At 47.9% G+C, this 11,353-nt stretch carries 11 protein-coding genes; 10 read left to right on the forward strand and 1 reads right to left on the reverse strand.

What is annotated here, in order from left to right; translation table 11 throughout:
* Nucleotides 1-851, forward strand: an 851-nt coding sequence (locus tag EH55_RS05280; RefSeq protein WP_037975475.1) for an IS256 family transposase, incomplete at its 5' end; no start/stop codon positions are given.
* A gap of 163 nt (nucleotides 852-1,014) precedes the next feature.
* Here EH55_RS05280 and EH55_RS05285 read toward each other — a convergent pair.
* On the reverse strand, nucleotides 1,015-2,604 hold the full coding sequence (locus EH55_RS05285) for an IS1634 family transposase (RefSeq protein ID WP_201769342.1): 1,590 nt from the start codon (nucleotides 2,602-2,604) through the stop codon (nucleotides 1,015-1,017).
* A gap of 137 nt (nucleotides 2,605-2,741) precedes the next feature.
* Between EH55_RS05285 and EH55_RS05290 the strand changes: the two genes are divergently transcribed.
* The 9 genes from EH55_RS05290 to EH55_RS05330 all read left to right on the forward strand — a co-directional run.
* Entirely contained in the window at nucleotides 2,742-3,992 is a 1,251-nt protein-coding gene (locus EH55_RS05290; protein ID WP_256261503.1) for a TM1802 family CRISPR-associated protein, read from the forward strand.
* Between the two features lie 2 nt (nucleotides 3,993-3,994).
* A complete protein-coding gene (locus EH55_RS14765) occupies nucleotides 3,995-4,459 on the forward strand; it encodes a TM1802 family CRISPR-associated protein (RefSeq protein WP_037975480.1) in 465 nt (154 codons plus the stop codon).
* Between the two features lie 4 nt (nucleotides 4,460-4,463).
* Nucleotides 4,464-5,372, forward strand: coding sequence for a type I-B CRISPR-associated protein Cas7/Csh2 (gene cas7b / locus EH55_RS05300; protein WP_037975482.1), 909 nt, complete (start codon nucleotides 4,464-4,466; stop codon nucleotides 5,370-5,372).
* Nucleotides 5,373-5,377: 5 nt separating this feature from the next.
* Nucleotides 5,378-6,085, forward strand: coding sequence for a type I-B CRISPR-associated protein Cas5b (cas5b, locus tag EH55_RS05305; RefSeq protein ID WP_037975484.1), 708 nt, complete (start codon nucleotides 5,378-5,380; stop codon nucleotides 6,083-6,085).
* On the forward strand, nucleotides 6,036-8,312 hold the full coding sequence (locus EH55_RS05310) for a CRISPR-associated helicase/endonuclease Cas3 (protein WP_081839453.1): 2,277 nt from the start codon (nucleotides 6,036-6,038) through the stop codon (nucleotides 8,310-8,312). Before cas5b ends, EH55_RS05310 begins: the two co-directional genes overlap by 50 nt.
* 26 nt (nucleotides 8,313-8,338) lie before the next feature.
* A complete protein-coding gene (cas4, locus tag EH55_RS05315; protein ID WP_037975487.1) occupies nucleotides 8,339-8,848 on the forward strand; it encodes a CRISPR-associated protein Cas4 in 510 nt (169 codons plus the stop codon).
* A gap of 25 nt (nucleotides 8,849-8,873) precedes the next feature.
* Complete coding sequence (gene cas1b, locus EH55_RS05320; protein ID WP_037975488.1) at nucleotides 8,874-9,875, forward strand: type I-B CRISPR-associated endonuclease Cas1b; 1,002 nt, start codon at nucleotides 8,874-8,876, stop codon at nucleotides 9,873-9,875.
* Complete coding sequence (gene cas2 / locus EH55_RS05325) at nucleotides 9,872-10,141, forward strand: CRISPR-associated endonuclease Cas2 (RefSeq protein WP_236617080.1); 270 nt, start codon at nucleotides 9,872-9,874, stop codon at nucleotides 10,139-10,141. Before cas1b ends, cas2 begins: the two co-directional genes overlap by 4 nt.
* Before the next feature lie 271 nt (nucleotides 10,142-10,412).
* Nucleotides 10,413-11,353, forward strand: a 941-nt coding sequence (locus EH55_RS05330) for an IS256 family transposase (RefSeq protein WP_051682677.1), incomplete at its 3' end; no start/stop codon positions are given.

Consider the following 11,353-nt stretch of genomic DNA (forward strand, 5'->3'; position numbering starts at 1 on the left):
GCTCMCTGCAGTCTATCTACGGTGTGGATGCCTCTGCTGAAATGATTTCGCGAATGACGGATCGAATTCTGCCGATTGCCAAAGAATGGCAGAACCGGCCGCTGGCCAAAAAGTATGCAGTCGTCTTTATGGACGCCGTGCATTTCAATGTGAGGCAGGACGGCCGAACCGTCAAGAAAGCCGTTTATGTTGCTATTGGGACAAGACTGGACGGGCATCGTGAAGTCCTTGGCCTGTGGGTCGGCGGAAATGAGAGCGCCAAGTACTGGGTCGGTGTCCTTAACGAGATCCGTAATCGCGGCACCGAAGATATTTTCATTATCTCCGTCGACGGCCTGACAGGCTTTGCAGATGCGATAAGCGCCGTATATCCCAAGGCCGAAGTCCAGCGCTGCATCGTCCATCAGATCCGTTACACGACAAAATTCGTCTCTTACAAGGACATTAAGGCTTTTATGAATGATTTGAAGGGTGTCTATCAGGCTCCTACACTGGAGCAGGCCGAGGAAGGGCTTGACAGACTTGAAGAGAAGTGGGGCTCGAAATACCCGTCTTCGGTAGCGAGCTGGCGGAACAACTGGCCTCAGTTATCCGCTTATTTCAAGTATCCCTATGAGCTGCGCCGGATGATCTATACGACAAACCAGATCGAGAACTACAACCGGCAGCTCAGGAAAGTGACAAAAACACGTACGATCTTCCCCTCAGACGACGCCCTTTTCAAGCTCCTTTATCTTGCGACGATGGACATCACTGAAAAGTGGACCGGCAGGGACAGGGACTGGAGTAAAATTCTGTCACAGCTGTGCATTTACTTTGAGGAACGCATAGAACCCGGAGATCTGGAATAGCCCTAAACGCCTATAAGAAAAGTCCGGGCTGCAGTCCATTGACAGCCCGGATAGCGTATGTCATTATGGTGATACTGAAGCAGTAACGGTAACCCTTTGATGTCTTACATCGATCCAGGGGCAAGGGGTTTACACAGAATAAGTTACACTACCAATTTTATATCTATGACGGCGCACAGAAACCCATAAGCTCATAAAGATTGCGCTGTTTCTCTGTGATTTCAGATAGATGATGGGCTCTGCCTGGCTGCTGGTAGTATTCGATAATATCAAGCGCATCCAGCAGCGACTGCATAGTATATTTACGAAATAGATTGTTTGCTTCCATCTCTTTCTTAATGTAAGACATCAACTCCAACGCGACAAATTGGATAAAAAGCTTCCCCTCGAAATTTTCTTCAGAGGAGACGGACATCCTTCGCATATCCAGCCTCTCTTTGAGGTTTCCAAAAGTCTTTTCAATCAGGTCGCGCAGTCGATAGATTCTCAAAGCCTCTGCCGGCTCCTTTATTCCATTCGTCATAAGGACGAAATAACCGTAATCCTTTTCAGCCCTGCGGATCGCCTCTTCCTTGTAAGTGATGTTTAGGCCCCGTTTAGCTGTTTCGCGTACGTTGAAATACTTATCGTAGGCGGGTTCATGATCATCCCTGCGGTTTCCGCTGCGAAGTTCTTCTTCATACCGGTCGAGCATATGATTGAACCTGTCGCGCTCATCCGCGCAGCGCCGATCATTGAAATAAATGTGCAAGTATACGCGGCGCTTGTCGTGAATGATCTCACCGTTCCGCGGCTTTAGCTCCGTGTAATCCCACTGCTCCTTGAATGTGGCGACATACAGATGTAAGTCGGAGTTGTAGTTAGCCCTGGTTACAAAACCGTCACGAATTGCATTGAGACGATTACTTACAATTTTCAGCGAAGCCTTTACTCCGATTAGGAACTTGTGGTGACGCTTCATCAGGTCGTTGATATTCTTTTCGCTATAGAAACCACGATCTAAAACCAAATCCAGCTTTTCAAGCGAAAGGAAGCCTATGTCCTTTAGGAGGTTTTCAATTATCTTTACGTCTGGGATGTTCCCCGGCAGTTTCCTGTAATAGACGGGAAGCCTGGATCCCTCTCCATAGAGCATTGCCAGATTAATCTGCGGCAGATCGTCGTCCTCCTTACTCTTCCCGTATTTTGCTTGCTTCAGCAGTTCAGAATACGATGAGATAGATGTTGTATCAAAAGCAAGATACTCCTTTTCAGAGCGGCGTTTTGACTGGCGGCGGAAGTACTCCAGCTTAGACCCTTCGGTAATAGAGCCGAACAGTTCGCTGATTCGCTGCGATGAAATATCACCTGCAAATGGATGCTTATGTGTCCTTCCCCACTTGTGGAAACGATACATCGGCTGACCTTCCTCTAAAACGAGGTAGTATGCGACAGAGAGGATTTCATCCGAAATATTGCCAAAACAACTCTTCAGATCGTCGGCAATACCAAGTCTATCCGCAATACAGTCCATCAAGTAGGTAGCGCCATAAAACAACCTAATACAGCCCTGCGCGGGACACTGCTTCAACTCAGCTTGCTGATCAGCTAACTGTTGTTCCAAAAGAAACTTCTTGTTTGGGACCAATATGCCGTCGACGACCTTGCCAATATAGTTTCGCTTATGCTCTCCGCGTTTTTTCTTGGAGTTCCAGAACGGAGTATCGATATAAGCATATTTGGCGCCGTTTATTACTTGCGTTTTATATTCCATGCCCATCACCTCTGAATAGATATACTTTATACCTATGTCAGACAAAATACAAGAAGCAATGATCATAAAAATGGCGTTTCCCAATATGTTAGAGCATTTGCATCTTCTGCATAGATATAAAATACCGGGAGGAGAGGATAAAAAAGCGCAGGTACTTGTACCGCGCACCGGTCGGGGCCAATGTGAAGTGGCGTTTTTCGCCAATTTATAAGCTGGGAAAAGGCTGCGCAAACGCCAAAGATGCTCTTCTTGGAAAAGGCGACTCATGGAGAAAAGATACGGAAAGCAGATTTTACAAATTATACAATTCGACGCTATATGCTTTTGAAAAAGAAGGAGCCTTTTCAGAGGGCAGCGTTGACAAGATTATGGAGTGTCTTAAAGAAAATGTTGATAGGATCGCCGAGCTCTGGAATGACAGACGTTCCTCGTACCTGCTCATATTTTCTCCAATATCCGAAGACGGTCATTTTATGTATCCGCTGGATGTGAAGGCATACCTCTCATACTTCCGTTCCAGATTAAAAGAGCAGGGGGCTGGGGGAGGCTGCAGCTCGCAAAACGGCTCCGTCGGTGAAAAATTATGCGCTCTTTGCCGCTCCCAGACGTCCGAAACGGTGAATTTAGATAAAATATTTGCGTTTGCGACATTTGATAAGGAGAATTTTCTCCCCGGCATTAAGGCGTCCGACAAAAGCAAGGGGAAAATGTTCCCGATATGTCAGGATTGTTATAAGGCATTGTCCGGCGGCAAAGCATGCATCGATGAAAAATATTCCGATTCAAAAAGTATATATGGAGTGAATATTTATGTAGTCCCTGAACTGATTATGGGCAATGCCAACATGGGACACGCCGTACAGTTTAACGAAGATTTTCTGAGCAAGGGGCTCAGCAACGAAGGACACTTGTCGAATAGAATTATGAAGATGGACGACAGCGTTGTTCTGCACTTTGTGTTTTGGGAGAAAAACCAAGCACAGGAACGCTTGCTGTTAATGGTTGAAGACGTTCCTCCTTCCAGGCTCAAGCACATCGAAGAGACGTGGGGCATATCCGCTAATGCGACAGGCAGGTCTGATTTATCAAACGACGGCAGTGCAAACTCGCGTCTGTACAGAATTATAGGACTCATGTGGTCAAAAGTAATGGAGCTTGCAGGTAAAAGCGATAATGAACGAAATTATGCGAAAGACTGGATGCTTGGAATAGAGGGCAAAATATTATCGGGCGAATGCATCAATGTTGACGAGGTAAAAACGTTTTTTGTGTCGAGGCTGCAGGGGCTGTGTGCGGACCATGAATGGGTGCAGAACAAATCGAAGTATTTTGCGCGGGATGTTTACTGCATCATAGATTTTCTCTATCGACTGAACGGGGAGGATTAATTATGAAGCTTGATTTTCTGAACGGAATGAAAGACCCTTACCTTGCCACAACGGAGGGGCGCGGCGTATTTCTTTCTGGAGTCGTACTTGGCGTGCTGGCCGTTGTGCAGACGCCGCCCGGCAGTTCTATAGACGCGGCGCCTATTTACAAACAGCTGAATTTTGGGCGCATGCAGCGAAGGGACATTCGCGGCCATATTTCGAAAGCGGCAAAGCTAATTGATATTTATGTCAAAAATATGGGCAGAGACGATGCTTCCGGTGCTAAGCAGGAGGCTTTCGGCGGGATAATAAAGTGCGTAAACCTCGCCGAAAAATTAAAAGCGATTGCGGCGGAAGCCGGAGAAATGCTTCTTACATGCGGAGAGAGGGATTTGGGAGTCGACGGTAATTTTGTTTTTTCCGTGGCGTTTCTCAACGCGGAAAAATATTTTTGGAAGTTATTCAAGAAAGCTGAGGAGGAATAATATCATGTCATTTAAAAACCGCAGAGAGTATCTTTTCGTCTATTCGGTAAAAGACGCGAACCCGAACGGAGACCCGCTGAACGCCAATCATCCCCGCTACGACGATGAAAGTTCCGCTATCCTCGTCTCGGACGTGCGCGTCAAGAGGACCGTGCGAGATCAGTGGATACGCGACGGAAAGGATGTCTTTGTCGACGGTGAGCCTAAGACGCTCGCCACCAGGGTTGAAGAATTGAAAAAGAAGCACAACGCAGCTACGGGTAAAGAGGCGTTGGAACACTGCATAGACACAAGGCTCTTCGGCGTTACGTTTGCCCTTGGCAAAGAATCATTTTCATGGACCGGACCGGTCCAGTTTAAATGGGGGCGTTCTCTGCACAAGGCCGAAGTAATGATGATACAGGGTACCGCCGCTTTCGCCACTAAAGATTCCAGCGGACAGCGCTCTTTCCGCAACGAATATATTGTCCCGTTCGCACTGATCGCCGGCTACGGCATCGCAAACCAGTACGCATCCGAAAAAACAGGCGCCACCGACGACGACCTGGAAGCGCTTTTTCAAGCGCTCTGGAGCGGTACGTGCAACCTCATAACGAGGAGCAAAATAGGACATACCCCGAGGCTGCTAATAGAAATAAAATATGCGGATGGATTCAGCGGCGCGATCGGGGCGATGGATGAAAAAATATCTATTAGAGATTTAAACGGCGCGGAAATGAGCGCCGACGCTCAGATGGCTATACGCGGCTGCGACGACATTACAGTCGACGCATCAAAGCTCTGCGCCGCGCTTGAAAAGGTTAAAGACGAGATCGAAGCCGTAAGGATAATAAAAGACATGGCTCTTAATATCGGCGTTCTGGAAAAGATTAAATCGCTCCTTGGAGGTAAAGTATCTGTTGAAGTGAGGTGAGCCGCATGGCGGTGATATTTGATTGTTCGTCGGATATTGCAATGTTCCGAAAGCCGTATACCACGACGTCGTCGGTCTCATTCGCCTTTCTGCCGCCAACCGCCGCAGCCGGGCTTATATGCGCGATTATAGGAGAAGACAATGAGTCTGCGGACGACGGCTGCAACGCGGCTTATTGGCGCAGGATGGCTGGGACGAGCATAGCCGTCAAAATATGCAGTCCTGTGAGGTGGTTCAGAGGCGCTTTAAATTTCTGGAATGTCAAAGAGCCTCAAAAATCGCCGCATATTCAGGTAAAGCATCAATTTTTGTATGCGCCGAAATATAGGGTTTTCGTTAAGGGCACGCTTGAAGAAAGGCTGAATGAAAAACTCTCAAAGGGAGAATTCATATATACGCCGTATCTTGGCATGGCCTACGCAATATCGGATATCGCCTATGTGGGCAAGTGCGACGACGTTCCTCTTGACGGCTACAGCGGCGCGGTGGACAGCGTAATTCCTCTGGCGGAGGGAGTATCGGTAGATTTTTCCGCGACAAAGAGAATATTCAAGGAGATAATGCCGTTTGAGTTTGACGAAAAGCGCGCGCTGAAGAACTCTTTGCAAGTCCTATACTCCGACGGCGTAAACAAAATTGTTCTGAAAGAGAAGGGCAAAGCAAATGTTGCCAGATGCATGGAAGACGTTATTGCTTGGTTCCCTGAATGGTGATTTGGAAAGCCACCCCGGACACAGGCTGACAGATCACCTCCTGGAAAGCTGCCGTCTTGCAGAAGCGCTGTTAAAACAGCACAGCCTTGGTACGAGATACGAAAAAACCGTTGTCCCGGCAGCAGTAACACATGATGCCGCGAAAGCGCAAAAAGCTTTTCAAGAACATCTGCATGGAGGCAAAGGGGTTGAGCACGCGGCCCCTTCCGCCTTCTTCTCACTGCCCTTAACCAAAGACGGCGAGATATCCGACGCATTCATAACCGCGGAAGCTGTAAGACGGCATCACACACACCTCCAAAACTGGAACGATATAAAAACTGTCTGGGCAAAGGATGGCTTTATGAAATGGCTTTCCGAGATGCGCTTACTTATACCTGACTGGGAGTGGGAAGGCTGCGATGCTATCGCCGAAGATATAAGGGATTTCCTTTTCGACAACGTTCCAGAAGATGGTGTGAACGAAGCCGAAATCGCAGGCTACTGGTTCCGCCTTCGCACCACGCTTTCTCTGCTTGTCGCGGCGGACAGGATGAACGCCGTCGGGATCACTTATACGGAATTTCAGCCTCTGCCGGATTTCCAAGAAAAATCTTTCATAGTCCGGGGGCGGGTCGACCTTTGGCGCGGGGAGACGGCGAAGGAGTGCTTCAAGAATATCAAAAGCCTTGATATGACGGAGGGCATTTACACATTAACGCTGCCGACCGGCGCGGGAAAAACAAATATCGGACTCAGAAGCGCGCATATGATCGCGAAAAAGCTCGGCTATGAAACGATCATTTACGCCCTGCCCTTTATATCTGTCGTGGAACAGAACGCCGACTTTGCGCGCGAAGTCTTTGGTGAAGATTATGTGCAGGAAGATCACAGCCTTGCCTTGATATCAAAGGACGGCAGAGAGGGAGCGGCAGAAAAAATTCAGGAAAAGCCGTGGAAAAGGCTGTCGACCCTCTTCCGTTACTGGAACTCTCCTGTTATTACAACTACAATGGTGCAGTTATGGGATGCAATATATAACCCCAAAGCGACAGCTTCTATGGACTTTCACCGTCTGAGCCGCGCGGTCGTCGTGCTGGACGAACCACAGGGTATAGACTCCAGGCACTGGTATGAATTTGGCAAAACGCTTTCCTACATCAGCAAAAATTTTGGTACGGTTTTTGTCCTGATGACTGCTACGCAGCCCGTAATGGTGCAAGAGGCAAAAGAGCTTGCACCGAAGACGGCTTTTCCTGTAAGCCGCCATGGATATAAATTTATCGGCAGCGGCTATCAGCTGTCGGAACTGCCTGAGCTTTTGCGCGGGGATCGCGTGGATTTCGCTGAAAAATCCGGAATGGTCGTCTTAAACACCAGACGCGCGGCGCTTGATGCATATAGGGTGCTAAGAGAATTTCTCGGAGAAAACACTTATGTGTTGAGCGGCTGGATGACGTCTGAGCATAAAAGGCGCGTCATCAAAAAAATAGCTTCGCATATTAAAGCCGGAGAACTATGTCATCTTATAGCGACGCAGACGGTTGAAGCTGGCGTCGACCTGGACTTTGAATGGGTCTTCCGAGATGTGGGGCCGCTCGATTCCATTATTCAAGCCGCCGGACGCTGCAACAGAAGCGGGCTGCACGAAAGAGGGCTTGTCATGATTGCGGAGCTGAATAATTCCAGCGGCAAGCCTTACGCTTCGATGGTCTATGACTCTGTAACGCTTGATACCACAAAAGAATTTCTGCATAAATACCCGGAGTTTGACGACGGCGAGGTGACCGCGATTGTAGAGGAATACTATGATGAGCTCACTTCGAAGATTAAAAACAACTCTATGTGGAAGAGAATCGAAGAAGGCGAATGGGAAGATTTTACTCCTCTGTTTAAAAATGAAAGGGAAGAAGTGCCCGTCTATGTCGACAATGGCAGGATAGATACGCTTTTAGCAGAGCTAAGGAATTTGAAGCCATCATTAGAAAACAGAGAAAAAATCAAATCTTTAAGGAACGAATTGTCCCAATACTCTTTTGGTGCAGATAGGAAGCTCATGAACAAATGTAGGGAATCGATCGTCGAAACGAGCATAATAGGCGGCAGCCAGACTAAAATTGAGGAGATCGGCGATATGGAGTACTACATCATCAGAAGAGACGGCATCGGCGAAAGCGATACCTCCGTATACCACACGGCGGCCGGTTTTCAACCCCAGGACGAGCCGGCATGCGATGACATATGGTAGAGGCATTGTCGCGCAGGAGTAAAAGAATGGAATTTTCTGAGAAAAGCGCTATAGGCGGGACTTTGCTGTGGTATTACAGTATTTGCCGCAGAGAAGTATGGCTCATGGCGAGAAAAATTGTCCCTGAAGAAAGAAACGAAGATATCGCCATAGGCCGCCTTATCGACCAGAACAGCTATTCGAGAGAAAAGCATCAGATATCTTTTAGGGACAATAAAATCGATTTTCTTCAGCAAAAAGACGGAATGCTCGTCGTCTCAGAAATCAAAAAGAGCAGCCGCGCAGAAAAAGCGTCGATGCTGCAGCTTGCGCATTATTTATACGAATTGGAAAAAGAGGGATTTGCGGCAAGCGGCGTCTTGCTCTATCCAAAAGAAAAAAAGAGAACGGAGGTTGTCTTAACCGACGCTCTGCGCAGGCAGCTCGACGCGGCGTACGCAGAAATAGAAAAAATATCCGCGTCGGAAACGCCTCCTTCACTAACCAAATGTAAGTACTGCGCAAAATGCGCTTATGGCGAATATTGCTGGAGCTAAATCGCTGAAAGGGTGGAATGCTTAGATGGGCAAGACTCTTTATCTCTTAAGCAACGGAGAACTCAGGCGAAAAGACAACACTCTCTTTATCGCAAGGGAAAATGAAAGTCCAAAGTTCCTGCCCGTTGAGACGCTTGATGAAATAAACGTATTCGGCGAAGTTGAGTTTAATAAGAGTCTGCTTGAATTCATCTCGCAGAAAGAGGTCATACTGCACGTTTACAACCACTACGGCTATTATGTAGGGACGTTTTATCCCCGCGAACACCTCAACTCTGGCGCGGTGATACTTGCACAAGCGTCGCATTACACCGATAGTGCGAAAAGAATAAAAATAGCATCCTCTTTCGTGAGAGGCGCGATCGAAAATATGAAAAGGGTCATGGATTACTATAGGCGTAGGGCCGCAATCGACACCGAGGACATAGCGGAGTTTCTTGACGGTTACGCGGAGCAGGCTCTGGAATGCGCGGGCGTTGCCGAACTTATGGGCGTAGAGGGCAACGCGAGAGAAAAATACTATGAGTTTTTTGATCGTCTGGTAAAAGATGATGCCTTTAAAATGCTCACAAGGACGAGACGCCCTCCGACAAACCGCATGAACGCGCTCATAAGTTTTTTGAACACTATGTGTTACACTTTAGCGTTATCGCAGATCTACCGCACGCACCTCGACCCACGCATAGGATTTCTGCACGAGACAAATTTCCGCCGCTTCAGCCTCAACCTCGACGTAGCGGAAATTTTTAAGCCGATAATGGTTGACAGGCTGATATTCTCTCTCATCAACAAAAAAGAGATTCAGGATAAGCATTTTGAAAAACAGAGCGGCGGCGGAATTTATCTGAACGAAAAGGGACGCGAAACAATTCTGCGCGCCTGGGAAGGAAAAGTCAATGAGACAATAGAGCATCCGACGCTCGGAAGAAAAGTCAGCTACCGCGGGCTTGTGCGTATGGAGATATATAAGCTGCAAAAGCATATAATGGAAAATATTGATTACGCTCCCTATGTGAGCAGGTGGTGACATTGTTCGTCCTTATGTTCTACGATGTAGGAGAAAAGAGGGTAAATAAAGTGCTTAAGGCGGCAAGAAAATACCTAACGTGGATTCAGAACTCGGTGCTTGAAGGCGAGCTGACGCCGGCAGCACTTGAGGCTTTGAAAGTTGATGTGAAGAAGATTATAGACGACGAATATGACAGCGTGCTATTCTATATTTGGAGAACAGAACGGTATATGGCACGTGAAGCGATGGGGGTAAAACGCGGCGCAGTGGATTCGTTTATCTGACGGCACGTCGCCCTGTAATAACGCAGAAAACGCACGAGATCGACAGACATTGTGAAACTCCGATTTATTAAGTGCAGGACCGGACCATGACAATTTAATATAGGATTTTTTAAACAAAAACTGCCGTTGACCCAAGCGAAAAGAGTGGGTAAAATGGCAAGGGAGCGCGTTAGAAATCGAGAGTATAACAAATTCTGTGTAAACTCCATAGAGAAGAAAGCAAGCCTCCTGGATTGGTGTTAAGATAAATTCAATCCAGGAGGATATTTTTATGGCAAGACAGAGAAAACTGACACCGGAAAGAAAAGCGCTTATTCAGAGTCTCCTTTCCCACTACAAACCGGAAGACGCCCAGGACGTACAGGCTATGCTGAGGGATCTTCTCGGAGATACGATCCAGCAGATGCTGGAAGCCGAGATGGATGACCATCTCGGTTACAGCAAATATGACTACAAGAACAAGCATACAGATGACAGCCGCAACGGCTACAGCCCTAAAACAGTCACCTCTTCGGCCGGAGATATCCCGATCGACGTCCCCAGAGACCGCAAGGGTGACTTCGAACCGCAGTCAGTCAAAAAGAACCAGACCGATATCTCAAATATAGAGGATCAGGTCCTGTCCATGTATGCAAAAGGCATGACGACCCGGGATATCTCGGCTCACCTGCAGTCTATCTACGGTGTGGATGCCTCTGCTGAAATGATTTCGCGAATGACGGATCGAATTCTGCCGATTGCCAAAGAATGGCAGAACCGGCCGCTGGCCAAAAAGTATGCAGTCGTCTTTATGGACGCCGTGCATTTCAATGTGAGGCAGGACGGCCGAACCGTCAAGAAAGCCGTTTATGTTGCTATTGGGACAAGACTGGACGGGCATCGTGAAGTCCTTGGCCTGTGGGTCGGCGGAAATGAGAGCGCCAAGTACTGGGTCGGTGTCCTTAACGAGATCCGTAATCGCGGCACCGAAGATATTTTCATTATCTCCGTCGACGGCCTGACAGGCTTTGCAGATGCGATAAGCGCCGTATATCCCAAGGCCGAAATCCAGCGCTGCATTGTCCATCAGATCCGTTACACGACAAAATTCGTCTCTTACAAGGACATTAAGGCTTTTATGAATGATTTGAAGGGTGTCTATCAGGCTCCTACACTGGAGCAGGCCGAGGAAGGGCTTGACAGACTTGAAGAGAAGTGGGGCTCGAAATACCC

Origin of the sequence: Synergistes jonesii, from assembly GCF_000712295.1 — a bacterium.
Taxonomy (GTDB): Bacteria; Synergistota; Synergistia; order Synergistales; family Synergistaceae; genus Synergistes; species Synergistes jonesii.